Origin of the sequence: Sphingobacterium sp. UBA7625, from assembly GCF_002484085.1 — a bacterium.
Taxonomy (GTDB): Bacteria; Bacteroidota; Bacteroidia; order Sphingobacteriales; family Sphingobacteriaceae; genus Sphingobacterium; species Sphingobacterium athyrii.
The window spans coordinates 368,676-394,109 of sequence record NZ_DLJD01000003.1 but is presented as its reverse complement, the minus strand read 5'-3'; the positions used below and the strand labels follow the sequence as shown (position 1 = coordinate 394,109).

Annotated in this window: 22 protein-coding genes; 15 read left to right on the top strand and 7 right to left on the bottom strand. The window is 33.3% G+C overall.

The features are described 5' to 3' along the window. Both B4G94_RS01760 and xpt read left to right on the top strand, forming a co-directional pair. Positions 1–1,254: AMP-dependent synthetase/ligase (locus B4G94_RS01760; protein WP_286856745.1), on the top strand; the 1,254-nt coding region annotated here is incomplete at its 5' end. A 54-nt stretch (positions 1,255–1,308) separates the two neighbouring features. After that, on the top strand, positions 1,309–1,884 hold the full coding sequence (gene xpt, locus B4G94_RS01755) for a xanthine phosphoribosyltransferase (RefSeq protein ID WP_286856743.1): 576 nt from the start codon (positions 1,309–1,311) through the stop codon (positions 1,882–1,884). A 72-nt stretch (positions 1,885–1,956) separates the two neighbouring features. Here xpt and B4G94_RS01750 read toward each other — a convergent pair whose 3' ends face one another. Further along, positions 1,957–2,442 (bottom strand): hypothetical protein, encoded by a 486-nt coding sequence (locus tag B4G94_RS01750; protein ID WP_165307321.1) that lies wholly within the window; start codon positions 2,440–2,442, stop codon positions 1,957–1,959. 178 nt (positions 2,443–2,620) lie between these two features. On the opposite strand from B4G94_RS01750, the gene mnmE reads away from it, so the two are divergent. The 11 genes from mnmE (at position 2,621) to B4G94_RS01700 (ending at position 13,822) form a co-directional block, all read left to right on the top strand. Continuing rightward, positions 2,621–4,000 (top strand): tRNA uridine-5-carboxymethylaminomethyl(34) synthesis GTPase MnmE, encoded by a 1,380-nt coding sequence (mnmE, locus tag B4G94_RS01745; protein ID WP_108633654.1) that lies wholly within the window; start codon positions 2,621–2,623, stop codon positions 3,998–4,000. A gap of 261 nt (positions 4,001–4,261) precedes the next feature. Continuing rightward, positions 4,262–4,867 carry a helix-turn-helix domain-containing protein gene (locus B4G94_RS01740; protein ID WP_286856740.1) on the top strand — a complete coding sequence of 202 codons (606 nt, stop codon included), beginning with the start codon at positions 4,262–4,264 and terminating at the stop codon, positions 4,865–4,867. A gap of 100 nt (positions 4,868–4,967) precedes the next feature. Continuing rightward, positions 4,968–6,137 carry a site-specific integrase gene (locus B4G94_RS01735; protein ID WP_286856739.1) on the top strand — a complete coding sequence of 390 codons (1,170 nt, stop codon included), beginning with the start codon at positions 4,968–4,970 and terminating at the stop codon, positions 6,135–6,137. 119 nt (positions 6,138–6,256) lie between these two features. Next, on the top strand, positions 6,257–6,598 hold the full coding sequence (locus tag B4G94_RS01730; protein WP_286856738.1) for a helix-turn-helix domain-containing protein: 342 nt from the start codon (positions 6,257–6,259) through the stop codon (positions 6,596–6,598). A gap of 436 nt (positions 6,599–7,034) precedes the next feature. Then, the gene (locus B4G94_RS01725) at positions 7,035–7,883 is read left to right on the top strand and encodes an RteC domain-containing protein (RefSeq protein ID WP_286856737.1); all 849 of its coding nucleotides are present in this window, start codon (positions 7,035–7,037) and stop codon (positions 7,881–7,883) included. Between the two features lie 239 nt (positions 7,884–8,122). Further along, positions 8,123–8,437 (top strand): helix-turn-helix domain-containing protein, encoded by a 315-nt coding sequence (locus B4G94_RS01720; protein WP_048506288.1) that lies wholly within the window; start codon positions 8,123–8,125, stop codon positions 8,435–8,437. A gap of 77 nt (positions 8,438–8,514) precedes the next feature. Beyond that, a complete protein-coding gene (locus B4G94_RS01715; RefSeq protein ID WP_286856736.1) occupies positions 8,515–9,984 on the top strand; it encodes a DUF3945 domain-containing protein in 1,470 nt (489 codons plus the stop codon). Positions 9,985–9,995: 11 nt separating this feature from the next. After that, positions 9,996–12,083 (top strand): type IA DNA topoisomerase, encoded by a 2,088-nt coding sequence (locus B4G94_RS01710; protein WP_286856734.1) that lies wholly within the window; start codon positions 9,996–9,998, stop codon positions 12,081–12,083. A gap of 259 nt (positions 12,084–12,342) precedes the next feature. Next, the gene (locus B4G94_RS28040; protein WP_376786631.1) at positions 12,343–12,789 is read left to right on the top strand and encodes a MauE/DoxX family redox-associated membrane protein; all 447 of its coding nucleotides are present in this window, start codon (positions 12,343–12,345) and stop codon (positions 12,787–12,789) included. 99 nt (positions 12,790–12,888) lie between these two features. Next, the gene (locus tag B4G94_RS01705; RefSeq protein ID WP_048506292.1) at positions 12,889–13,158 is read left to right on the top strand and encodes a DUF6520 family protein; all 270 of its coding nucleotides are present in this window, start codon (positions 12,889–12,891) and stop codon (positions 13,156–13,158) included. Between the two features lie 406 nt (positions 13,159–13,564). Further along, entirely contained in the window at positions 13,565–13,822 is a 258-nt protein-coding gene (locus tag B4G94_RS01700) for a DUF6520 family protein (RefSeq protein ID WP_048506293.1), read from the top strand. A 59-nt stretch (positions 13,823–13,881) separates the two neighbouring features. Here B4G94_RS01700 and B4G94_RS01695 read toward each other — a convergent pair whose 3' ends face one another. From B4G94_RS01695 to B4G94_RS01670, 6 genes are all read right to left on the bottom strand, one after another. After that, positions 13,882–15,384 (bottom strand): TlpA family protein disulfide reductase, encoded by a 1,503-nt coding sequence (locus B4G94_RS01695; RefSeq protein ID WP_286856733.1) that lies wholly within the window; start codon positions 15,382–15,384, stop codon positions 13,882–13,884. Further along, positions 15,384–16,766: a RagB/SusD family nutrient uptake outer membrane protein gene (locus B4G94_RS01690; RefSeq protein WP_286856732.1), complete on the bottom strand. Its 1,383-nt coding sequence runs from the start codon at positions 16,764–16,766 to the stop codon at positions 15,384–15,386. Before B4G94_RS01690 ends, B4G94_RS01695 begins: the two co-directional genes overlap by 1 nt. Before the next feature lie 8 nt (positions 16,767–16,774). Next, a complete protein-coding gene (locus tag B4G94_RS01685; protein ID WP_286856731.1) occupies positions 16,775–20,374 on the bottom strand; it encodes a SusC/RagA family TonB-linked outer membrane protein in 3,600 nt (1,199 codons plus the stop codon). A gap of 122 nt (positions 20,375–20,496) precedes the next feature. Then, positions 20,497–21,642, bottom strand: coding sequence for a FecR family protein (locus B4G94_RS01680; protein ID WP_286856730.1), 1,146 nt, complete (start codon positions 21,640–21,642; stop codon positions 20,497–20,499). 62 nt (positions 21,643–21,704) lie between these two features. Further along, positions 21,705–22,292, bottom strand: coding sequence for an RNA polymerase sigma factor (locus B4G94_RS01675; protein WP_286856729.1), 588 nt, complete (start codon positions 22,290–22,292; stop codon positions 21,705–21,707). Positions 22,293–22,397: 105 nt separating this feature from the next. Next, positions 22,398–24,086 carry a hypothetical protein gene (locus B4G94_RS01670; RefSeq protein WP_286856728.1) on the bottom strand — a complete coding sequence of 563 codons (1,689 nt, stop codon included), beginning with the start codon at positions 24,084–24,086 and terminating at the stop codon, positions 22,398–22,400. A gap of 310 nt (positions 24,087–24,396) precedes the next feature. Here B4G94_RS01670 and B4G94_RS01665 point away from each other — a divergent pair, with 310 nt between their 5' ends. Together B4G94_RS01665 and B4G94_RS01660 are read left to right on the top strand one after the other, a co-directional pair. Then, positions 24,397–24,654: a hypothetical protein gene (locus tag B4G94_RS01665; RefSeq protein WP_124533437.1), complete on the top strand. Its 258-nt coding sequence runs from the start codon at positions 24,397–24,399 to the stop codon at positions 24,652–24,654. 203 nt (positions 24,655–24,857) lie between these two features. Beyond that, positions 24,858–25,295, top strand: a complete 438-nt coding sequence (locus B4G94_RS01660; protein ID WP_124533439.1) for a DUF1896 family protein — start codon at positions 24,858–24,860, stop codon at positions 25,293–25,295. Positions 25,296–25,434 lie beyond the last annotated feature (139 nt).

Genomic DNA, 25,434 nt, shown 5'->3' with positions numbered 1-25,434 from the left:
CTGATCTATACCTCCGGCACCACAGGAAAGCCAAAAGGTGTCATGCTCTCCCATAATAATATTTTTTCGAACGTACTTGGTGCAGCTGAAATTACTCCATGTAAAGTATACGACCGGGGTCTCACTTTTCTACCTCCCTGTCACGCTTATGAACGAATGGTACTGTATACTTACATGTACTTAGGCTTTACCATACATATTGCCGAATCTTTTGACAAAATTGGTGATAATTTAAAAGAAGTAAAGCCGCATATCATGACTGTGGTTCCCCGTATTCTTGAGAAGGTTTATGAAAAAATCATGAAAACGGGACATGAACTCACCGGATTCAAAAGAAAAATATTTGATTGGGCAGTAACCGTTGCGGAAGAATATGATCCGAATCCCGCAAAAAGAAGTTTCGCTTATACAATGAAGCTTAAACTAGCCAAACAACTTGTGCTCAATAAATGGTATGAAGCACTCGGTGGCGAACTCTTGACTGTCGCCTCAGGATCAGCATCATTACATAACAGGCTGACAAGAGCGTTTTTGGCGGCAGGTATTCCGCTATACGAAGGATATGGCATGACCGAAGCTTCGCCTTTGATCTCTGTCAACCATTACATGAAAGGAGTCCGTATTGGTACAGTCGGGCTACCCGTGCGCTTTGTAGAAATCAAACTCGCCGAGGACGGAGAGATATTGGTCAAAGGACCCAATGTGATGATAGGATATTACAAAAATAAAGCTGAGACTGACAAAACCATTATTGATGGATGGTTGCATACCGGCGATATCGGCAAATGGGAAGACGAGAAATTCCTGAAAATCATAGACCGCAAAAAAGAAATGTTCAAAATATCCGGTGGCAAGTACGTGATTCCACAACCTATTGAAACAAAACTTGTCGAATCCAAATTTATTGAACAGGCCATGGTTATCGGTGATGGCATGAAATTCGCCTCTGCCTTTATTGTGCCCAATTACGCTCACTTATTGGATTGGGCCAAAAATGACGCACCTGAACTCGCCGATATGACCAAAGAGGACTTTCTGACAAATCCAGTCATTATCAAAAAGGTGAATCAGGAAGTGCGTCGCGCCAATCAGCATTTCGGCAACTGGGAACAAATCAAAAAACCTATTATTCTAAGAGATGAATTCACGGTTGAAAATGGCGAACTGACGCCGACATTAAAAATGAAACGTAAAGTCATTCTCGAACATCATCAGGAAGAATTCAATAATCTATATCAGATGGAGACCGATTGATCTCAATCACTCCTACTTTAATGTATTTTCGCAATTATCAATAAAAAGTATCACATGAAATTATTAAAGGATAGAATCCTTAATGACGGCAAAAGCCTCGCTGGGGGCATACTCAAAGTAGATAACTTCATCAACCACCAGATGGATCCCGTGTTGATGAAGTCTATTGCGGTAGAATTTGTCCGTCGTTTTGCAGATCTACCCATCAACAAGATCATAACGATTGAGGCCAGTGGCATCGCACCAGCTATTATGTTGGGATATCTCTTGGAACTCCCTGTTGTTTTTGTCAAAAAGGCTAAGCCCAAGACTATGGGCGATATGTATGTTAGTGAAGTACATTCTTTTACTAAAAACCGAACCTACGATATATGCGTAAGCAGAGAGTTTCTCGCTGCGGATGACAAGGTGCTCTTTATTGACGATTTTCTAGCCAATGGCAATGCAGCATTTGGCATATTAGATCTCATCCAACAGTCTGGCGCAACCTTATTGGGTATGGGCTTTATTATTGAAAAGTCCTTTCAGGAAGGAGGCAAAAGATTACGGGAATTATCCGATATCCGAATAGAATCTTTAGCACGCATAAAATCTTTGGAAGTGGATAAAGTCAGCTTCGAAGAAGATTAATGGCACAAATAAAAGCCTCATTTCTGTCAAGAGTGAGGCTTTTAAGCTTAAACAACAAGATAAATTATATTTTTAATCCCAACGGTAGTCATCGTAAAAATCTTCGGGGTGTCTGCTGATAGGCACATCTTTTACCACGCGTATATTAGCTGCACCCAGGTTAACATTCAACATAAAAGAAGGTACACTTGCAGAAAAACTCCATTGTCCATTTCTCATATAAACATATCCATTTCTATAAGGGTCGTAGAATGTTTTATAATCCCTAAAGTAAACGTGGTGTCTATTATCATATCGATGTGCCCTCGCCCATGCTGGAGGTCCATGTCGGTATCCTTTGCGGTAATTCTTGGCTACTTTATTGTAGTACTTCCGCTCTTCCTTTTCTCTTTTTTCCCAATATTTGCGTTCTTCCTTATCCCTTTTTTCCTCGTATTTTCTATACTCTTTATCATGTTTCCATTCTCTATCATTTCCGCGGTGTTGAGCTGACGATTCTTTTGGAGTTATCAAAGCAAGTCCTCCTATTGCCAATGCGAAGTATAATATCTTTTTCATAACAACACAATTAAATTTGTAAATCAAGTACCCTATCGCCTATTTTTTCACTTTTTTATAAGCGTTTCTATTGGTATGACTTTCGTGTTTGAACAAAGGTTTAATTGATCCCCATAAAATTAATTTGTCCGGATATGAATCCGTTCTCATTCCAGTCAATTTAACGTATCTTTGCAACATGTCCAATACAGGTTATATTACTGAAGATACGATTGTCGCATTGGCGACACCCTCCGGAGCTAATGGTGCGATTGCTGTAATTCGCGTTTCGGGTCAACAAGCAATTAAAATTACCAATGCTATTTTCAAGGGTAAAGACCTCAGTCAGCAAGCCTCCCACACGATTCATTTTGGAACCATCCGTGACGGTGATGAGATTATTGATGAGGTACTGGTATCCTTATTTGTCGCGCCCAATTCCTACACCAAAGAAAATTCAGTAGAAATATCTACGCATAATTCCAAATACATTATTGAGCGTGTTATTCATTTGCTTATCAAACAAGGCGCCCGGGCAGCCCGAGCTGGCGAATTCACGCTTCGTGCCTTCCTAAATGGCGGAATGGATCTTTCACAAGCCGAAGCTGTCGCTGATTTGATTGCCTCCAATTCCGCAGCATCACATCAAATAGCCATGCAACAAATGCGGGGTGGATTTTCCAACCAACTTAAATCCCTTCGCGAAGACTTGATTCATTTTGCCTCCCTCATTGAGCTCGAATTGGATTTTTCGGAGGAAGATGTAGAATTTGCTAATAGAGACCAGCTAAAGAATTTAATCAATAAAATTAAGGTCATTGTACAAAAATTGATTCTATCTTTTGAACAGGGAAATGTGTTAAAAAATGGCGTTCCCGTGGTTATTGCCGGTAAGCCAAATGTAGGCAAATCAACCTTATTAAATGCTTTTTTAAACGAAGAGCGGGCTATCGTGTCGGACATTGCAGGTACTACACGTGATACCATCGAAGATGAAATTAACATCCATGGGGTGACCTTTCGATTTATTGATACCGCAGGTATTCGTGAGACCGCAGATATTATTGAAGCAAAGGGAGTTGAGCGCACCCGTGCAAAAATGAAGCAAGCGAGACTTATTATTTATCTCTTTGATCCGCTACAGGACAAAGTAGACGAAGTGCAATCACAGTTGCAGGAAATTCAAAACCTTCAAATTCCATTTTTGACCATCATCAATAAGGCTGATCTATTATCTGACCAGCAAAAAGATGAATACGCTTCACTGAATCCCCTTTATATTTCGGCTAAAGAGCAAATCGGTGTTGAAGAATTAAAAGAAGAACTTATCAATAGGGTGCAGCTCGGAAATTTGAATACAGAGGATGTCATGGTCACTAATATCCGACATGTCGAAGCTTTGCAGAAAACATCTGACTCACTTGAGCGCGTACTTTTCGGCATTGATAATCCGGTCACCTCGGATTTTTTGGCGATGGATATCCGTCAGGCGCTATATCACCTTGGTGAGATCACGGGAACTGTGTCAACAGACGATTTACTGGATAATATTTTTTCCAAATTTTGTATCGGCAAATAAGTACGACAGATAAAACAAACTAAAACAAACCAAACGATTGATTATTAACTATTTACAAAAACATTGATTTTGTAGGAGTTTTTCAAAGTTTGGTTAGTTTTGTTCAATTTTGTCCCCCAGTTGTCCCTCAAACCAATAATATTTTATTTTTTTTAACCCGGGAGAGTTAGTGTCACTTAAGGTAATTTATTGTACCTAATTGTACTTAAATGTACCATAATGGACCTTAAGCCAAATTATCTCTTCCACAAATAAAATATTATGAAAATCAAGAAGATTTGCGAACATTGTGGACTTGAATTTATTGCCCAAACAACAGTAACCAGATACTGTTGCAAAACCTGTAATTCCAGAGCTTACAAGATTAATGTTAGGGAACTTAGAGAAAAATTGACTGAAGCAACTCAGGAAGTTTCCAAACCACAATCAAAACCTAAAGAAGATTTTAACTCTTATTTTGCACTCAAAACCCTTGATTACTTAACAGTCAAGGAAGCTGCTATTTTATTGAAATGTGATAGGAGAACAGTCTATCGAATGGTTAAAAATGGCAGTATTCCTGCAGCTAATTTATCTATCAGAAAGATTCGTCTATTAAAGAAAGATATCGATGCATTATTTGAAGTCAAGCCGAAAGTAATCCAAAATCCAACAGAAGATTTGGAAAAGATTGAGTGGACACCATTAAAAGATTGCTTCACAATGGGCCAAATTCAAAAAGAGTATAATATCTCTCCCACTTCCTTAAAAAATCTTATAGAAAGACATAGTATCCCAAAATTTCAGAAGGGCAAATTCGTATATGTACCAAGGGTTAAAATTGAGTATATTTTAAAGAGGATTGAGTTGGGTATCTATTCAGGATAACACTAATTTATTTGGCATTCTGACGCCAAATTTCTCCTAAGAGAGCCATAAAATCTGGCTTGCACTATCAATTTTTAATATTACTCAAAAATCCAAAATTATGTCAAAAGTAACATTAAGGAAAAAACCTATATCAAAAGGCAGACAATCTTTATTTCTGGACATATGGCCTCCCATTTATAATCCAGAAACAGGAAAAATGGAACGAAAACACTATCTAAAATTATATATCTATAATCGTCCCAAAAACGAAACTGAAAGGAAGTTCAATAAAGAAACTTTAGCTCTAGGAGAATATGTAAGAGCTCAAAGGCATATAGAATTACAAAGCAAGAGGTTTGATTTTATTTCTGAAGAAAAGATGAAATCAAACTTTATTGAATTCTTTGAAGCAGAAGCTAAAAAAAGGAACAACTGTTATAACTGGGTAATGTCTGTTAGATATTTTAAGACTTTTGTAGGGCCCGAAATTCCATTTAATGAATTGAATGAAACTATATGTGAGGAATATGCAGATTATTTGTTAACATGCCCCGCATTGGGACGCAGAAAAACCATAAAAAAGAATACGGCTGTAGCTTATTTTGGAAGATTTAAGCTGACATTAAAAGAGGCTTTTAAAAAGCGCTTTTTACCCACAGACTTAGGTTCAATAATTGACAGTATTGCACCGCAGGAAACCCATCGTCCATTTTTATTCATGGAGGAATTAGAAAGAATGGCAAATTCTGAGTGTCGAAATCCAATAGTAAAAAAGGCAGGACTTTTCTCTGCTATGACCGGTTTCAGATATTCAGATGTTGAAAAGCTATTATGGAGTGAAATTCATGGAACCGAAGGCAATTATTACATAGTTTATAATCAGGAAAAAACAGAAAATGCCGAATATCATCCAGTATCCGATCAAACTATAAAATTGTTAGGTTCACGAGGAAAGTCTGATTCAAAAGTATTTGAAGGGTTAAATTATCATAACACAGTAGCAGAGTTGAAAAAGTGGTTGGCAAATGCGGGTATAGAAAAACATTTCACCTTCCATGGTTTTAGACATACCTTTGCGACCTTACAAATTGCAGCTGGCACATCAATATATACAGTTTCAAAACTATTAGGTCATAAAGATATCAAAACAACGGAGATATATGCTAAGATAGTTGACAGTTTAAAGAAAGAAGCCTCTGAAAAAATTAAAATCAATTTGTTTGATATAGGTAAGAACATCGCGAATATCGATCAGATTGATCCTCCAACAGATAATATTAATATCTAATAATTTTCAGATTTAATTAAATATTTAATAGCGTTAAACACCTTTAAAAGACAAATTACGACAGATAAAGTCAATATTAAGCATTCTTTTCACTGTCTTCCTACCTTGAAAAAAAAAGTATGGAATATACATTTGATCAAATACCAAATATTCTTAAAAGAATTGAAGAAAGATTGGACAGTTTAGAAGAAATTCTATTGGATCGTATCCAAAATGAAATGCCGGAACTTGACTTTGTTGATGCAAAAGAAGCTTGCAAAATTTTAAAATTATCATTACCAACATTATATTCTAAAGTGTGTCTACGCGAAGTACCGTTCTACAAAAAAGGAAATAGACTGCATTTTTCTAAAACTGAATTATTAGAATGGATTCAAGGAGGAAAAGAAAAATCCTTACATGAATTAAGTAGTGATGGGAATGATATTTTAAAAAGAGTAACCAAAAAAAGATGGCCCTAGAAACCTTAGCAGAATTCAAAACCTTCCAATCATAAATTTGGAAGGTTTTTATTTACAATAGTTTGATCCTTTTAAGGGTTTTTCAAGTCACCTTGATATTTCTTCAATACTATGTCCCCTACTTGTACAAAACATGTTAATTAATTTATGTTTTATTAAACGGTAAGAGAATATCACACTACGAATATTTGCTAAACACACTCAAATATTAAACAGCAAATAATTACACCTTACATTAATTTAAATTGCTTTTGAATCAAATTATGAACGAATAAAATATTTCAATAAAAATTGAAGAATGTAATAAGGTTATTAGCAAAATAATATATAATTAATTGATAGATTAAATAATTCGCCACAAAGGGAAAAATATTATATTTTTAAGATTGCTGATATCACTGGACCTGATAATGAGAACCTTTCTAATATTTTTACCATGACAAAATCAATTTATGATACTATAGTAAAACGTATTGAAATTCAAGAATGCAAGATTACACTAACCAAGGAAAAAGTTATTAATGAAGCCTATCAAATGGCGACCTTTCTCCAAGAAATATTAAATGAGACAAAAGCTATTGTTTCTAATAAGGGTTTCATTGATAAGGAACAGGAGATCAATTTTTTTAAATACGTAAAACCACAACTTCTCGGAAAGCTTATTTACTATAACAAGATTTATAGGATTGAAACATCTTGTCCTGCGAAGGCTGGTGAACTTTATAAGATATATTTCGAAAAAGAACTTGAAAAATTAAACAATGAATTTCAAGAGCATTTTGTAGATTCAGATTTTTACCGATATATAAAATCAGGTCGTAAGGATCTTGATGAAAAATATTTTGCTTTAGGAAATATTGATATTATAGAAGGTCTAAATAGTTTTGTCTTTGAAATCGATCCGAATTTTTCAACATACTATGACTACAAAGTCGCTCATATTACCGCAGATGAACTATTATATACTTATATAAGAAATAGGCTGAGCCCAGAGAATGAATATGAATCACCATCGCTAACATATACCAATTACGATGATATGTTCTGGACCGATTCTAAGAACGCTCTAATAGAGCTAATATATGCACTTTACGCTGCCAGGTCTTTATCCAATGGTCGATTGGCAATATCAAAAATCAGTACCATCATTGAAACACTTTTCCAGATAGAGCTGGGCGATTTCCACCATGCTTTCCACCGAATGAAAGTCAGATCAGGAAGCAAGACAGCTTTTCTTGATCATCTTAAAGTAAGTTTAGAAGAATACATGAACAGAAATCTTTAAGATAATTAGATTGAGACAGCCAACAGGTTGTCTTTTCTTTACCAAGTTATGCCAAGATATGCCAAGTAGATCCAACAAACCAACAACATTGAAATCCTTCATTCATAAAAATTACAGTATCTGAAAATTAAAAATGACAAAAAAATATTTTCACTTTCCTTTGGCAGTACTTGATTAAACTTGGGTTACTGGACTATTTTACTCTAAGAAATTTGTCTGTGAACAAAAATTTTAAACAGATGAATATTGACAGATTAGAATTTATTGCTTGGATGGAAAGAATCATGGATCGATTCGATTTGATTTCCGAAAGCGTAAGAGAAATGAAGAAAACTAACAATGCAATTGATGGAGAAGAATTGCTAGACAATCAGGATTTGCTTCAAATGCTAAAAATTAGTAATCGTTCATTACAGAGATACAGGTCTGATGGTAAATTACTCTATTACACTATTAGTGGTAAGCTTTATTACAAATTATCAGATGTCCACCAATTTATTCGTGATAGTTTTAACACTCCCACTAAGCGTAAGAGGAAATTGAAAGCCGAATAATACCTTAAAATTCCAACTTAGTTATTGCTATTGATTTATAAAATACCTTGATCTGAGATTTACAAAAATTTAGAGTTATGAGTACTAATCAATCCAAAAATCAGAAATCTGATCAAGCAAATGATCTAACAGATACGTTGCTTGTCCATGATACAGAAACCAATAAAATTCTCGCTGTTAAAGGAATAAAGAAAAAGTCCGGCAAAAAACCTGGTGAAAAAGATGAGCTTGAAACGGTTGATCCAACTAAAAGAAAAGAAAATTCTTTTTTGAAACTCAACAAAAATGAAGATATGCTTTCCAATTTTTTAAAGAATTTTTTTAGTCAGATCGGCAATCCCACACGCTTCAATTTTTTTAAAGTTCCTATTGAAACTGCTGTCATGATAGCAAAAAAAATGCAGCAATTTATTGATACAGCAAAACTTGAAGGTAAAGAGCTCCTAGAAGGACTTAAGGATATTTTGAGTAAAAACAATAATAAAAATACTATGGCACAACAACAAAACAAAACGGAAAATAGTAATGGTAATCACTATTCCATTGAAAAAATCGACTGGAAAAGCTTAGAAAATCTTGGGTACAGCCGCGAGGAATTTGAGAAATTTAATCTTTTGGACTCTCTGTTAAAAGGTTTTAAAACAAATGACATGCTAACAGTATCGTTAAAGGTTGGAAATCAAGAAATTGAAACCCAAGCTAAGTTATGGCTTGAACAGGGAAAGGATGGTCTAGCAGTATTTAACATGCTTCCCAAAAAAAATGAAATTGAATTAGATAAGAAATTTCAAGGACATGAATTTACCGAAGAGGATAAAACCAACCTATTAGAAAGAGGAAATATGGGAAGAGCTGTAGAACTAATTACAGATAATAATACGAAGGCTTTCCATGTGATAACGCTAGATAAGGATACAAATCAATTAGTTTCTTTTCCGGTTGAAAAGATGCATATTGATGATATTATCAAAGGAGTGACCCTTACTCCCGATCAAAAAAATCTTTTATTGGAAGGTAAGCCTGTATATCTTGAAGGGATGCTTTCTAAAAGAGATACTTTATTTAATGGTGAAATCCAATTTAATGCTTTCAAAGGTCATATTGAATTTCAATTTGATAAAGGAAATATCAAAATTCAAAAACAGGATAACTCTCAAAACCAATCTGCAGAAATACCAAAAACTTTTAGAAGGAAAGAATTTACTTTCGACCAGTACAATAAACTTAGCAAGGGTGAAACAGTATATATCACCGATTTTAAGGATGGTGCTGGGAAGGAATATCCGGGATATGTATGGCTAAATAAAGAAAAAGGAGAATTAGATTTTAATTTTAAAAACCCCAATAAACTTAAACAAAATGCAACCACAGCTGAAACTCATAAAACCCAAGTCGCTGTTAATTCCGATGGGAAAACAAATGAAGCTACTAAAAATATCAAGAAGCCATTAAAATCAGGTCAAGGTACGCCTGCTAATAAAAGGCAGCAGAACACGCAAAAAGAAACCAACAATGCGCCTAAAAAAAGAGGTCGAAGAGTATCCTAAAATAAATTAATATGAAAGCAGTAATAGCAGAAAAACCAAGCGTTGCGCGAGAAATTGCAGCACTATTGGGAGCAACAGAAAAAAATGAAGGTTTTTTAAAAGGTAATGGTTATATCGTTACCTGGGCAATAGGTCATTTAATTTCTTTGGGAATGCCTTCGGAATACGGTATTACCGGATTTCAAAAAGACAACTTACCAATATTGCCAGATCCATTCTTACTTACAGTAAGAAAAGTCAAAAAAGAAAAAGGATATCTTGACGATCCAAGTGCTGTTAGGCAATTAAAAATAATAGAAACTATTTTTGAACAATGTGACAGTATAATTGTTGCAACTGACGCTGGTAGAGAAGGTGAACTTATATTTAGATATATCTATAATTATTTGAATTGTAAAAAACCTTTTGAACGACTATGGATTAGCTCGTTAACAGAAAAAGCTATTGACCAAGGCTTTGCCAATCTAAAGCCAGGAACCGATTTCGATGGTTTATTTTTTGCCGCCCAAGCCAGAAGTCGTGCGGATTGGCTTGTAGGGATAAATTCAACTCAGGCATTATCTATACAAGCTGGAAATGGAATTTATTCTTTAGGAAGAGTGCAAACCCCAACTTTGAGCTTGATTTGTAAGAGGTACATTGACAATAAAAATTTTAAAATTGAAACCTATTGGCAATTGGAGCTCAAATATTTAAAAGATGGATCGACTTTCTCCAGTATATCGAAGGAAAAATGGGATGATAAAGAAAGAGCAACCGAAGTTTTAAAATCGATTGAGCGTTTAGGAAGTTCTATTGTTAATTCAGTCGATAAACGTAATTCAAACGAACAGCCACCCTTATTATTCGATTTAACTTCTTTACAAAAAGAAGCCAATAAGAAATTAGACCTTACCGCTGAAGAGACTTTATCAATTGCACAAAGCTTATATGAGCAGAAATTCATTACATATCCCCGAACAGGAAGTAAATATATATCTAATGACATTTGGCCGGAGATCCCAGATTTAGTCAGAGCTTTGGAAAGTCGTGCTGGCTATAAAGAACGGATAAACAATGTAAAATGGGGCCGATTCAATAAAAGAATTGTAAATGATCTTAAAGTTACCGATCACCATGCATTACTGATAACAGATAAAATTCCTTCAGCGTTATCGAGTAAGGAAAATGCTATCTATGACATGATTGCTATTAGGCTTCTTGAAGCAATATGCTACCAGTGTACAAAAGAAATTACGGAAGTTAAGCTGGAATCACTGCACTTTGAATTTATTCTGAAAGGAGCCCGTGTGATTGATCCGGGATGGAGATCTATACAAAACCTCTTTAAAAATGAGGACAATGATGAAGAGGTAATATTGGATATACCAACATTAAAAGAGGGAGATTCACTCAGCATTAATGAGGCAAAGATTTTAGAAAAAAAGACGCGTCCACCAGTTCTTTACACTGAGGCAGGTCTCCTATCGGCAATGGAAAATGCAGGGAGGCAAATTGAAAATGAAGAAGAGCGTAAATCACTTAATAATATTGGGATTGGAACGCCAGCCACTCGCGCAGCTATCATTGAAGTTCTGTTTGATCGAAATTATATTGTCCGGGAGAAAAAAAATCTAGTTCCAACCAAAAAGGGAATTCAGGTTTATGAACTCGTAAAAGAAAAGAAAATAGCCGATGTCGCTATGACAGCGCAATGGGAGCTTGCTCTTCAAAAGATAGAAAATAATGAGTTAAATGCTAATCTATTTCAAAATGAAATGGAATCCTATGCTAAAGAGATTACCACAGAACTTCTATCTACTGAGTTTGTACCAAATACATTGCAATTAAAATGTCCAAAATGCAAAATTCATAATTTAATATTTAATGAGCATGTAGTTAAATGTCCGGATAAGAGCTGTGAATGGATTCAGTTTAAGAAGGTCTGTGAGGTTGCCCTAAGTGATAAGGAAATGGAAAACTTAATTACCAAAAAAAGGACATCACTTTTGAAAGGCATGAAAAGTAGGTCAGGAAATAAGTTTGATGCATACATCATACTGGACGAAAATGGTAAAACTTCATTTGAATTTGATAAAAAAAAGAAAAAAAATAAGTGATTTATAAGAATGGCGGTTCCAAAGACCGTCATTTTTGTTATTATTCTAGAATTATTATAATATGAATTTTTGCTTTGAATAAAGGAAAGTTATGGTGTTTTTCTAGAATCGTAACATCATTCTGTTGCATCATGTTGTTTTCTCCCTCTACATTTGTTTGAATTATTTCTCACGACAGTTTGAAATTTATATCGGAAAAAAATGGTAATGACCTTTAAATTTCAACTGTGAGAAATGAAAAAGCTAAAAAACCATTGTCATGCAAAAAAAGAGAATTTTTACGGAGATAGTAGTTGTATTATTGGTCATTTTGTTCCTCTATACTGGTGTAAGCAAATTTGTGGATTTTGAGGGGTTTACTTATGATTTAAATAATCAGCCCTTTCATAATAGCTTAACACCATTGTTAAGGTGGTTAATACCAATAACTGAAATTTCAATTGTGTTAGCTCTATTATTCGATAAAGCCAGATTGATGGGTTTATATGCATCATTGTTTTTGATGAGCTTATTTACAATTTATACAGCGCTAGTTCTATTTCATGTTTTTGAGTATGTGCCGTGTTCATGTGGAGGCGTCATAAAAAATCTAACATGGCCACAACATTTAATTTTTAACCTTTTTTTCGTTGTGATCACTTCACTCGCTATTCGAGTAAACAAGAAAAACTCGTCAGATCATTTACTTTATAACCAGTTACAATAATTTAGATCAGTATAAATGAATTAAAATTATTGGGTCCAAAATAAGGGGAAGCTGAAAACCTTCAAATTAGAGTAAGCAACAAATCAAAAACTTTTTATTATGAAAAATTTTAAATTATTATTAGGTGCGGCAGTAGTATTTGCCGTTGGAAGCGCTTTTACTGCTAGCAACAAAGCTTATGCAGGAGAATATGTTTTAATCGCTCCTAATACTTATGAGCTTAAAACAAATCGACCTGCCGGAGAATGCCGAGAAATGCCAAGTCAAATTTGTGATTATACCAAAATTAATCCATCTGGCAGTAATACAGATCCAAATAACTTCACCCCTAATACGAGAAATGCCCAATGGGTTGAAGGTGAGGACTAAAGAATATTTAAGGTGCTATCATTAATGGCACCTTAAATTTTGTAGTGAATTTATTAATTTAATCTCTTTCTTTATTAGAGTGCTTAGATTTTGACTCCCATTATAAAGATATTTTAAACTTCTAACAGATTGTAAATTTCTGTATTAATCGCTTTATTTCACTATAATCTCCATTGTATCTTGAAGTGGAAAATTAAAGGTCATACTCCAACTAAAGAGCTATTTTGATATTTTATGATTATGTTAATTACCATCCAGCAAACAAGATAAATTCGTCCAATCATTTACTTTATAACCAGCTAGAATAATTTAGATCAGTATAAGTGAATTAAAATTATTGGGTCCAAAATAAGGGGAAGCTGAAAACCTTCAACCAGAGTAAGCAACAAATCAAAAACTTTTTATTATGAAAAATTTTAAATTATTATTAGGTGCGGCAGTAGTATTTGCCGTTGGAAGCGCATTTACTGCAAGTAATAAAGCTGCTGGAGAATATGTGCTAATTGGTTCTACTTACCAATTAAAATCAAGTAGACCTTCGGGGGATTGTGTAACTCAATCTAGTCAAACCTGTGATTACACTAAAATCAATCCGTCAGGTAGTAATACCGATCCTAATAATTTCCAACCTTATCACACAAATGCTAGATGGGTTGAAGAATAGGAATAAGAACAGTTTAAGCCTAAGGTGATATCTATTGGTAAAACCTTAGGCTTAAAATTTTAAAGAAGTGAGTTTATTAATTGAATTAAATTCATCCTATTTTTTTCATCATATGGTCTAGGCGGATTTAAACTTGCAATCTTTCCCAACTTATCTATAATTAATACTGTTGGATATCCACGTATATTATAATGACTAATAAGTTTGTCTTCTGAACCATTTCCGTTAGTATATAAGTTTAGACTTCCTCGATGCGAATATTCTAAACTTCGCACAGATTTAATCCACTCATATTTACTCTTGTCGATACTAATATTGATAAATTTTATTTTAGGATTATCTTTATAGATATTATATATTTCAGTCATTTGATCGTTAAGAATACGGCAATTTGTGCAGCCTGTAAAATAAAAATCTATCAACAAAACTTTTCCTAAAAAATCACTTTGTTTTACGACGTTTCCTAGAGTATCCTGCAAAGAAAAATTATATGCTAAGCTTCCTGCCAAAGAACTATCGCGATATTTTGTTAATAAGTCAATACAGTAAGGTGTTTTAACTGAATTTGTAACTTCAATAATAATATCAGAATATTTGTCAGATTGTAATTTTTTAACAAGTAAATATGAGGTTAACAACCTATCCTGAAATAGTCCGCTAAAATCCTTTCTAATAAATGCAACTGCCTGAGGTGGAGGGAAGTCTTTTTTCCTTAAACCAGTTAATATAAAATCGTAGTAATAGTCAGAATACAGAAGAATATCTCTGTCAAATTTTTGGTCGAATTTTAATAAATTTTCAGAGTAAATCTTCTTTAGTTTTTTTATACAAGAATCAGCAAATTCTTTATTTTGAGCATTAGCTTCGGAAGTATAAAAGATGTAAGCTTGTTGGTAGTCATTTTTATACTTGAACGATATATTAGCCTTTAGTAATGAATAAATTGATTTAGATAATTTATCTCGGTATTTTTCCAATGCACCTAAAGCCGTCAACTTAGAATTTTCTAATGAGACAAAAGCATTATCAAACCTTCTTTCATAGCTTGTAATATCATTTTTTCTTAAAGCAAAGTATTCATAACCATATATTTTCTCTAACTTTCGAACCGAATCTAAAGTCTGAACGGACAATTTTTTTAAATCTTTTTGGATATCAAAAAAGAGTTCATATTTCTCTTTACCCTTTCCGGTAACAGAAATAATGTTCCTTTCAATATTAAAAGTTAAATCATCACCAGGTTCAATTATATAATTATTAAATATTGTCTGCCCATTTTCTACAGATAAATCAGCATACAAAAATGATTCATTGTTCTTAAATTCAATTTTTATTCTTTCTCCAGAGTTGCAAGTTAAATTTTTATTATTAACACCTGAATTAGCACCCCATCCGTTATCCCAATAAGATAATTTGATATTATTTTTTTTAGTTAAGTCATTTATGATAATTTTTAAATATGCCACTTTATTGCCGCCTTTCGAATTTGTTTGAATAGTTCGAGCATTAGCATAATTTACCAAAAGAATGACTAATATTATAAATTTGACTATCATTTTCATTATCGAATATTTTGAGTTAATGGATGAAAATTGATTTCTACAGGAGGGATTGGGAATACATACCTTGGACTATTGGCTTCTAGAGTGTAGATATTTACGCCTACATTACGTGTTAGTTTTTTTGCAAATTTATCATCCATATTTAAACGGCGTAAATCTTCCCATCTTAAATTGGCAGTAAAGGGTAGTTCTTTTCTGCGCTCATTAATTATTAATAACAAAGCTTCAGTAGGATTTGAAGCTGTTTTATTTGAATATGTACTTCGTCCATTTTCTTTTTTCCACCTCTCTTTTAAAAGCTTGTTTAAGTCGTTCATTGCTTCAACAAAATTCCCCGATCTAGCCAATGATTCTGATCTAATCAAAAATATCTCGTTAGTAGCTATTCCACAAAATAGTGCGCCTGCTCCTGTATATCTACCACCGAAGTTAATTGCGCCATTGGTATTTTTTTTGAAAAAAATTGCCTTACGAAGATCTTCATTTTCATATGTATCAAATAAATCTTTCATCACACATAATTCCTGTCTACTGTTAAAAGTATATGAAATAGTTTGTGCATAAAATATAATTTCAGTATTATTACCTCGAACAGTAGGAAATGGAAAATTCACAGTTGTACTTAAGGTATTGAAATCAATAAGTTCTGAATTTTTAGAAAGGACAATATCTGCAAATTCTTTAGCCTTAGTATAATTTTGCATATTAAAATATACTTTTGAAAGCATGCTTTCTGCCGCTAATTTTGTAGGCCGAGTTTTGTAACTGACTTGCAGAGGGAGTAAAGATTCGGCTTCAATAAGATCATTAATAATTCTATAATAAGTTTCTTTTAATGTGGAACGGTTTGGCAAATCATTTACATCGGAATTTAATTTAAGGGGAAGCCCTAGATCTGAATCTGCGGTACTTTCATTGTATTGTTTCGCATATAATTGTGCTAACTGATAATATGCAAAAGCTCTAAAAAATAATGCTGTTCCTTTTACTTCTGGTATTCGAGTATCATTAATATTTTTAATTTTTTCAATGCCTTCAAGTACTACATTAGAATATTCGATAACTTGGTAAGGATAAGTCCAGTCTGGAGCAAATAACTCTCCCTCATAAATGTCGCTTGACCACTTATATGCATTTCTTTCTTGTAATGTACCACCAGAGATGGCAGTTTGATCTAAAATATAGGAATTGTCAGCACCAATTAATCCAATTGCAGGGTATTTGGTATTCATCACATCAGTATTATCTAGTAAAGCCTGAAAATCTTCGACAGTAGATGGGATAATATCTGATTTATTTGATTTTTTCTCTAACCATTCATCTTGCTTTTTACAACCAACAAGGATAAATGTACATATTGCATAGATTATAATATTTTTCATAACTGCATTTATTTTAATGTTGTCCTAATACCAAATGATACTGTTGTCGGATTCGGGTAGGAATTGTAACCGGAAAGGTTATATTCACTAACATCCGGATCAATTCCTTTCTTATTTGCTCGCCATACTATACCAATATTATTTATATAACTATAAATTTGTAATGAGGAAATCGGAAGATTTCTAAGTAATTCCTTATTTAAATCATAACTAAGGCTAATATCCTGTAATCTTATATGGTCTCCTTTCTCAACAAGAGATTCGGAGCTTTGATAAAAAATATTGCGATTATAGTTGAATTCGTATAAGACTGAGGGAACTGAAGTATGGGTTTCGTCTCCTGATGCTTTCCATCTATCCATAAATTCTTGATTGGCATATCCGTTATTTACAACGTCTGACAGGTTTAATGAGGTTGACCTTCGTCGGAAATAATATCCAAATTTATATGTAACGTTAGCGGATAAAGAGATTCCTTTAAAAGAGAAAGTGTTACGTAATGCCCCAAAATTTCTTGGTCTTGATGAACCATGATATACAATATCTTCAGTATTTGAACTTGTAATTATATTGAGGTAGTCTTTACTTATAACACCATTTAAATATCCCTGAGGGTCTCCATTTGTTGGATCAAGACCCGCTGTTTTAAAACTATATACTCCGAAAAGACTATTTCCTTCTTGGATATATAATCCATATCTTGCAGGACCAGCAATATTAAGCCCCGTACTTGTTAGATATTGGGAAGTATATTTTGTATCATAAGATATTACTTTATCTCTATTGTAGCTGAATAAAAAGTTCGTATTCCATTTAAAATTACCATTAAGATTCACTGAATTTAAATTAATATCGAAACCCTTTGTCTTAACAGTTGCTGCATTTCCTTTGTAAGAAGAAAACCCAGTTGAATGTGCTAACAGAGCATCTTCGATAAGATCAGTACCCAACTTCTCATAAATTTCAAATGAACCATTCAAGCGATTGCCTTTAGATGAAAAATCTAAAGCGAGATTTTTGTTTCTAATTTTCTCCCATCTTAATTCTGCGTTTGGGGCACTCGTGATGTAGGCAATTGGTAGTCCAGTAATTGGGCTGACATCATAGGTTGCCGTCAAATAGGATGAGGCATTATATACATTTCCATTATATCCAAATGATGCCCTTAGTTTTAAATAAGGTATTAATGAAAATTTATAGAACGATTCTTTGCTGATATCATAAGCAACACCAGTTGACCAAAGTGGTGTCATTTTATCATTTGTTTTCACTCCAAAAATGTTTGCACCATCTTTTCTTCCACTCAGTGAAAAAGTATATTTACCTAAATACGTGTAAGCACCGTTTGCATAATAAGATATATATCTATTTGTATTACCTATAATTTTCCCAAGAGGAGACGGAAGAACCGTTGATCCAAGTGCCGATGGGTTGATTGGATAAGGAATATTATAATTTAAATTAGTTACGGAAGTTCCAAACTCATCATTGTAGCCATACAACGCTTTATCAGTACTCTCACTTACTATTTCTCTTATCTCTGCTCCCGCAATTGCAGATACTAAATGTTTTTGTGAAAATTCTTTATTAAAATTCAGTTGTGTTCTGAAGTTATTGGAATACAATTTTCTGTCTGTTAAATAGAGAATTCCTCCTTTTGGAAAAGGGTATGTAAATGAGCCCTCACTAGATCGCTGGCTGTACATATTAACGAAATTTCTTGCTTCATAACTTTCGGGACTTCTGTAACCACGATTATTTCCGAATTCATTTTCATGCTGATATTGAATTTCAGCATTTAAGAAATCAGTGAAATTATACCGGACAATGCCTCTTATAAGGATGTTATCAGTTTTAGTACTGGTATCATAAAGGTCTCTTTCTTGAATGGGCCTATATTTCCAATCTAAAAAGCCTAAATTTTGGCTATTTTCAAGATAACTGTCTCTTTTTCCATATGGTACTGCTAGCGGATTTTTACTATCATCAACGAAACTCATATATGGATACGGAGAAGTGTATTGATATCCAAATTTATTCTCACTCTTTGTATATAATACAGAACCTGTAATTTCCAAATTTTTAATGGGATGATATGTATTTGTAGAATTAATAGTAAACCTATTGTTTCCGGACCCAAACAATGTATTACGGTTTTTGTCATATCCTATCGAAAGTGAATAAATAGCTTTTTCCGAACCTCCTCTAAAACCCAATGAATATTGTTGATTAATGCTGGGACGATAAAAATATTCGGATGTTTGGTCGCGAACATCCACATTTCTCAATCTATTTATTTGGTCAGTAATATTCTCATTTGAAGGATCGTTTCTTTGTTTCGATAAAAGCTCAACTACTGGTGATATTACAGGGTAGTAATTGTTGTCGTTTAAATTGGGATCATAATACCCCTTATTAAAAAGAAACGTTTCGACATCTATAAATTCAGAGGATTTAAGAAAATTTCTTGAATATTTTAAATTTGGCCTTGCCCCTACGGTTAAATTTGAATTAAAATCAATCTTTAAAGGTTGATTAAATTTTCCTTTTTTGGTAGTGATTACAATGACACCATTCCCAGATCTCGAACCCCAGATCGAAGCTGCAGCAGCATCTTTAAGTACTGTGATGCTTTCAATGTCATTTGGATTTATATTATTAATATCTCCTTCATAGGGAAAATTGTCAAGTACAACCAGAGGATCAGCGCTAACTTTATCATCAATTGTAACCCTTCCTCTTATGCTTATTCCTAATTTTTCATTCGGAGGATTTAACCCTATTGGACCTGAAATTTTATTAAAAATCAATCCACTTGTAACACCGTCCAGTCTGTCTAAAATATTCGAGCTAACACGTCTGTTTAATAATTGGTTATCTATTTGTACAAATGAGCCTGTTGCTCTTTCTTTAGGTATGTTTTGATATCCGGTCGAAACAACATCTACTATTCCAATAATATTATCGTTTTGATGCATAATAATATTTCCTGAATTTATTACAGGAACTTCCACTGGTGTATAACCGATAAATGAAACTTGAAGTACTTCGTCTTTTAATGAAGCAGGGATCATAACAATTCCATTTGCATCTGTCATAAAGTTTACATTGCTTCCTTTTACCCGAAGAGAAGCTCCGGATAACGGTTCACCCCGTTCATTAGAAACCTTTCCTCTTATGGGAGTCTGATCTTTATCTATTTGGTTTTTAGAACCTGTTTCCTTCCCCCTATCGACAGAAACTATAATTTTTCCTTCAATAGAATAATCGAACGGTTGGCCATTGAAGATTTCATCTAGAACAGCTTTTAGATCTTTTTCCTTTGCAGATATAGTGACAGCCTTAGCAATCTTCATATGCCTGCTATTTATTGAAAAAGAATAGCCCGATTGCTGGTTAATCTGGCGAATAACAGTCCTGAAAGGTGCATCTTTTTGGATCAATGTTATTTTCTGTGCAGTAAGTTTTGTGCAAGCGAGAAAAATAATCAATATAAAAAATATTAGGTTTTTCATGACTTGTCTTTTTTCTAATTGTTTTTCATTGGTTTTCCGTTTCCATAGGGGAATAGAAATCGGTTTACCATTGTCGATAATGGTATTATTCATTACATTTGAGTTAGGGTTAGTAATTTGCTTTATTTAACTTTTAAAAACCCGCAGCCGTCCCGACTGGACCTCGGGACGGTATATTCTTACGAACTACGGGCATAAACACATATGAAACGTTCTTATCTGATGTCAACCTCCTTTCCATGTATTTCAGCTGTTACACCATAAGTTTTTTCGATTACCTTTAAAACAGAGGACAGATTTTCGTTTTTGCTGATAGTTAAGTAAGCTCTTTCAGCATTTTTAAAATTTGGTGAGAATCTAAAATCAACGTCCCACCAGCGCTCGATTTCTTTAGATAGATCCAACAGTGAAATGCTTCCAGATGATATCAAACCTTGTTTCCAAGTGAGAAAATCCAAAGCATCTACTTTTTGAATAGAAAGGCTATAATTATTTATTATAGCCTGCTCATTTGGCTTCATTTTCATTGTAGATGTAGAGCCATTCGCTTTAACTTCTACACTTCCTTGGACAAGCGTTGTGAATTGTTTGTCTTCATAGGCGCGAATATTAAATCTTGTTCCGAGAACTTTAATCTGCTGAATATCTGTCTTGACGAGAAATGGATGTTTTGGATCATGACGAACTTCAAAATATGCTTCACCACTCAATCTTACTTCTCTATTTCCTGAAAACTCTACTGGATACTCTAATGAAGAACCTGAGTTTAACCAAACTTTAGTTCCGTCAGATAAAATGATATGGTATTGCCCACCACGCGGTGTTTTAAGGACGGCTGAGCTTATATCATTTAGTGAGCGCACCAGTTTACCATCAGTATAGATAAAACCTTTTTCTGAAACTTTAATTCCGTCTAGATCTTGCAGATCAACTGACTTACCGTCTGAAAAGGTGATTGAAGCTTTATTGCAACCTGGAGGAACATCATTAATCGCAGTATTGGAAAATGTTTCTTTTTCAGATCTGGATTTATGAATATACAACAATAGACCTATATTCAAAATGACCAGAAATCCGGCAGCAACACTGATATGGCGGATAATTCTTCTTATTTTTTTCTGCTTCAGTTTTGCCTCTACAATACTAAATTGAATCTCGGATTCAGTTTTATATAGTTGTTTTATCGATTCAGCGAGATAGGCCGGATTTTGTACCTTCTGAAAAAAATCTTCATTTTTTTTGTCCTCTTTAAGCCAAGAATTTAAAACAATATGTTCATCGACAGTTAATGGATCGACTTGAACGATTTTTTTTAATATTCGACCTATTTCAAAACTGATATAGATATCTTTCCTCTCCATGATTCCACTTTTAATTAGAAACGGAAAATGAGATAGGCTTCTCTAAAGAAATTAAAAAAAAATTAAAGGTAAAATAGTAAAAGGGCGATTCCAGCACTCCCAAGTCTTTTTTTAATGATAGATATTGCTCGTGATTTTTGATTATTCACCGTGCTTATGCTAATTCCAAGATCCTCTGCGATTTCTTTGGCGCTTTTATCTTCATCTAAAAACTGCCTCATAATAATTCTACATTTTTCGGGCAATAAATCTATTTCTGCTCCGAGTTGGCTAATAAGCTCTGAATCAATAATATGTTTTAAGATATTTTCTTCCGATTCATTAAAATTTTGAATATATTTTTCAAATCGGTTTGAGCGGACTTTTTCTTTGGCTATCCTATCAAAACATGCATTTTTTGTGGAGATATAGAGGAAAGCTTTAATATTTTCAAAGGAACTGAAGGAAGTTCTTTTTTCATAGAGCTTAACAAATATATCCTGAACAATTTCCTCGGCTTCTGAATAAGTATCCGGATATAAAAGTTTGTTTGCAAAATAGACTATCGCCTTATGAAATTTTTGAAAGATTTGATGAAAAGCATAATGATCGCCATTTCGCAACCCCTGCAAAAGTAATTCATTGGCCATATTTTCAGCTTTCCTCATCATTTAGGTGGCTATAATATATAAAATTAGCTATTATTTCCATTATTTAAAAATTATAATTGCTAAGCTGTCAAACTAACCCCTAGAACTTACGGACTATAATAATTCTCATAAAGTCATTTCTATAACTGGATCGTCATCTAATTTTAAAGCTTTTCTTCTCTGTCTAATAAAATCAGCAGGCGTTAATTTATTAATTTTTAAAAATTTCTTATTAAAGTTGTCTCGTGAACCGATACCACATTCCTCCGTTAAGGTTTCAAGAGTATATGATAAGTACTTTTTATCATTATAAAGTTTCTCCGTTATATATGTTATTTTTAATCTGGTTAGGTAATCCGGAAAATGCAGTCCTTTATAATGTTTAATAACATACGTTAGATATTTAGAATTTGTATCAAATTGTTTTGCAAGAATTACAGATGTCAAACCTTTTGCAAGAAAGCCATTATTTTGCTCAAACTTTTCCAATTTTTTAAGAATGTCATCAATAGTATGTGGTGCAACATAGGGATTAGCAGACTTATTAACCTTTGGTGGATTATCATTTGTTGATTCTGCATTTTTATTCAAAATTTTTTGTTCAAGGGCATTATAATTTTTTATTAAAAGATCCTGCTGTCGTTTATGCCTTATTATCATAAGCAATAAGATAAAAAGACAACCGGCAATAATTAATACCGTGTAGGTCTTTCCTTCGGATATCTTCTTTTCTAAACAAAGTTTAGTTTCCAGCAGCATCGGAGTATCATATTCTTTGTGGATCTTAGATGTTAAATATCTAAAATCTTTATTTAACACCTTGTCTGCTTTTATTAGTTGCGTTGTGTAGAAATATTGTTTTTGAAGATTATTTTCACTTTTATAGTAGTTTATTAATGATTCATAATTGTTTCTCACTTCAGGCAATATAAAATGATGTTTTTGGAATACGGAATCAACCATTTTAAAATATGTGATCGCAAAATCATCTTTCCCTTTTGCAAGATATGCTTTACCTATATAAGAATAACAAACTGTTACCCAGGCAAAATCATTTACAGCTGAAATGGATTTTATGGATGAATTTATTGATGAAATAGCTTGATCATATTGCTTGTCTCTGAACTGCTGAATTCCTTTTTCTTTTAAAAAATACCCATATTCCTGCATATATTCTTTGCTGGATGCGCTTTGATAAAGCCCTTCGGAAACTATGGAATCTGCCTTTTTGAATTGCCCAAGATTCCGATAGCAAACCGCCATCTGATGCATTGAGTTAAAGTATCCTCTAAAATTATTATATAATAAGTTTGGATGCAGTGACTTTTGGGTTTCTGTTTTAAAAAATTTACATGTGGTTTTAAATTGTTCTAATGCCTGGTCATAATTGCCGGTATAGCTATTAACAACGCCCATTAGGTAAACCAATCTGTTTTTATAAAATTCATCTTTGATATCTTTAGAAAACTTAAAGGCTTTCAGATATTCATCTAATGCTAGATCGTATTTTTTAAACTGGAAATAATAAACAACGCCTTTTTCAAGATAGGCTGCGCTTATTTTTTCATTGTCTCCTGTTCGTTTAGACGCATAAATTGTGCTGTCAGCAAACTTTAGTTTTTGATATGGTGAAGGCGAATATAAAATTCCATCTAAATACCCCTGTACCAACTGTTGATAGTTTCTTTCTTTTTTAGCCTTAGCAATGTACTGATGTATAAACTTCAAAGCATGTGGGTCGTTTTCGGAGAGACCTTCATAATTTTTCCGCAGAAAATAATATTCACTGAACTCATTAGCATCTTGTGCTTTCACGGTCAACGCAAAAAAAATTGAAAAAAATACTAAATATAGTTTAAGGGAGGCTCTCATGGTAGGTGACTTTCATATAAAATTATAAAAATTCACCCATATATGACCTTTTAATGATTAAACATTAAAATTAGCGATAAATTAAGTCAACACCCAGAAACATAAATATTTACGATTGTACATTTTCTAGAATAAGTACACAAATCTTTTAGAAGCGTATCATACAACGGTTTTCAGGCCGAGAAAAGTCCTATAATTTCGATGTCAGAATTCTATTAAACCCCCGGGGATAAATCTTCTAAATATTATGACTATGAAAAAGATTATCTCAATTATTTCTACAATAATTACAATTTTAGCGGGAATTGTTTTTATGCATTCATGTAGACAGCAGGATGATGACCAAGCTTTAGACCAGGACTTTAAGATTGAAAAATCTGGAAGTAAACTAAGCAACAGAAATGCGGATAGTCTGCAGCAAGCATCGAATACAGATGAATTTGGTGTAGGCGAATTTGAATACAAAGATCCACCTCCTAAAAATGGTGGTCAGTGGAAAATTAATAAATAATCCGACTGTTTGTGTATATGCAGTGCGCAATGCATATATAACGAACAGATCTTTTGAGAAATTAAATAGTCATATAAAAAAGCTCAGAAATAGATTGGTACAGAGACAAATTTATCCTTAGAAAGCCAGTCTATGCCATATTTTAATGGCGTTTACATTACTTTTTTAAGTTTATCCATTATGAATAATAAAAATTTTATTGTATGGATATTTTACTTAAAAACCTCTCGTATTTTAGATCAAACCTTCAAGAATTATTACATACCAACTTTCCTGAAAAAGCTTACGATTCCAAATTTATTTCTCAACGTTCCAACTGGGCTTTCAAAGCTTATGAAGGTGCAATCCAGGGGGAGAATTCCGAGGAAGAAGCTGAAAGAATAGCAAATTCTATTCTTTTTGAAGATCTTTATTTTTCCAAGTTCAATACGATCTTTCAAGTTATCACTTACGAATTTGACACCTTTTTTATGGATGAAGAGATAAGACCATTTTCCCTTAAAATGCTGACTGTCTGCGGGGACTTATTTGAGAAATATGATCTAACGGACGATTTTGCATATAGTACTGACTATGATTATCTTTATAACGATATCAAAGTTTTTATTAGTGAATGGATTAAAATAAACTTTAATTTATAATCTCTAATAAAAAACATCCTACATCAGCTTATTGAAAATCCAAAGAACTGCTACATACTACTTGATAGCAGTTTTTTTTATTTTTTTTGTCAGAAACATAACTGATAATGCCAAATTATTCCTTAAAATTCCTTCAAAG

Excerpts from the sequence above, each read along its gene's own strand:
- xpt (WP_286856743.1), top strand. The coding sequence starts at position 1,309 with ATGAAATTATTAAAGGATAGAATCCTTAATGACGGCAAAAGCCTCGCT.
- B4G94_RS01750 (WP_165307321.1), bottom strand. The coding sequence starts at position 2,442 with ATGAAAAAGATATTATACTTCGCATTGGCAATAGGAGGACTTGCTTTG.
- mnmE (WP_108633654.1), top strand. The coding sequence starts at position 2,621 with ATGTCCAATACAGGTTATATTACTGAAGATACGATTGTCGCATTGGCG.
- B4G94_RS01740 (WP_286856740.1), top strand. The coding sequence starts at position 4,262 with ATGAAAATCAAGAAGATTTGCGAACATTGTGGACTTGAATTTATTGCC.
- B4G94_RS01735 (WP_286856739.1), top strand. The coding sequence starts at position 4,968 with ATGTCAAAAGTAACATTAAGGAAAAAACCTATATCAAAAGGCAGACAA.
- B4G94_RS01730 (WP_286856738.1), top strand. The coding sequence starts at position 6,257 with ATGGAATATACATTTGATCAAATACCAAATATTCTTAAAAGAATTGAA.
- B4G94_RS01725 (WP_286856737.1), top strand. The coding sequence starts at position 7,035 with ATGACAAAATCAATTTATGATACTATAGTAAAACGTATTGAAATTCAA.
- B4G94_RS01720 (WP_048506288.1), top strand. The coding sequence starts at position 8,123 with ATGAATATTGACAGATTAGAATTTATTGCTTGGATGGAAAGAATCATG.
- B4G94_RS01715 (WP_286856736.1), top strand. The coding sequence starts at position 8,515 with ATGAGTACTAATCAATCCAAAAATCAGAAATCTGATCAAGCAAATGAT.
- B4G94_RS01710 (WP_286856734.1), top strand. The coding sequence starts at position 9,996 with ATGAAAGCAGTAATAGCAGAAAAACCAAGCGTTGCGCGAGAAATTGCA.
- B4G94_RS28040 (WP_376786631.1), top strand. The coding sequence starts at position 12,343 with ATGCAAAAAAAGAGAATTTTTACGGAGATAGTAGTTGTATTATTGGTC.
- B4G94_RS01705 (WP_048506292.1), top strand. The coding sequence starts at position 12,889 with ATGAAAAATTTTAAATTATTATTAGGTGCGGCAGTAGTATTTGCCGTT.
- B4G94_RS01700 (WP_048506293.1), top strand. The coding sequence starts at position 13,565 with ATGAAAAATTTTAAATTATTATTAGGTGCGGCAGTAGTATTTGCCGTT.
- B4G94_RS01695 (WP_286856733.1), bottom strand. The coding sequence starts at position 15,384 with ATGAAAATGATAGTCAAATTTATAATATTAGTCATTCTTTTGGTAAAT.
- B4G94_RS01690 (WP_286856732.1), bottom strand. The coding sequence starts at position 16,766 with ATGAAAAATATTATAATCTATGCAATATGTACATTTATCCTTGTTGGT.
- B4G94_RS01685 (WP_286856731.1), bottom strand. The coding sequence starts at position 20,374 with ATGAATAATACCATTATCGACAATGGTAAACCGATTTCTATTCCCCTA.
- B4G94_RS01680 (WP_286856730.1), bottom strand. The coding sequence starts at position 21,642 with ATGGAGAGGAAAGATATCTATATCAGTTTTGAAATAGGTCGAATATTA.
- B4G94_RS01675 (WP_286856729.1), bottom strand. The coding sequence starts at position 22,292 with ATGATGAGGAAAGCTGAAAATATGGCCAATGAATTACTTTTGCAGGGG.
- B4G94_RS01665 (WP_124533437.1), top strand. The coding sequence starts at position 24,397 with ATGAAAAAGATTATCTCAATTATTTCTACAATAATTACAATTTTAGCG.
- B4G94_RS01660 (WP_124533439.1), top strand. The coding sequence starts at position 24,858 with ATGGATATTTTACTTAAAAACCTCTCGTATTTTAGATCAAACCTTCAA.